The organism is Flagellimonas spongiicola (assembly GCF_023502425.1).
Taxonomy (GTDB): domain Bacteria; phylum Bacteroidota; class Bacteroidia; order Flavobacteriales; family Flavobacteriaceae; genus Flagellimonas; species Flagellimonas spongiicola.
In genome coordinates this window covers 1-319 of record NZ_JAMFMA010000012.1, presented here as the reverse complement: position 1 = coordinate 319, position 319 = coordinate 1, and the positions used below count along the sequence as shown (strand labels likewise).

At 44.8% G+C, this 319-nt stretch carries 1 protein-coding gene; it reads left to right on the top strand.

Annotation, left to right across the window (positions count from 1 at the left end; genetic code table 11):
• Positions 1-319 (top strand): hypothetical protein (locus M3P19_RS16880; RefSeq protein WP_249658873.1); only part of this gene is annotated, 319 nt, incomplete at both ends.

Sequence of the window (319 nt, the reverse complement as noted above, 5' to 3'; positions counted from 1 at the left end):
GATTGACATAAGTTCTATCGATACAGATACGGATGACCAGACCTTGAGTTTGACTGGTAATACATTGGCTATTGCCGATGGTAACTCCGTTGATTTGAGTGGCTATGTGGATACAGACGACCAGACCTTGAGTCTGACCGGAACCGATTTGAGTATCGCTGACGGAAATACAATAGACATCAGTTCCATTGATACGGACACGGATGACCAGACTTTAAGTTTGACTGGAAATACCTTGGCTATTGCGGATGGTAACTCCGTTGACTTGAGCGGTTATGTGGATACTGACGACCAGACCTTGAGTTTGACTGGAAACACA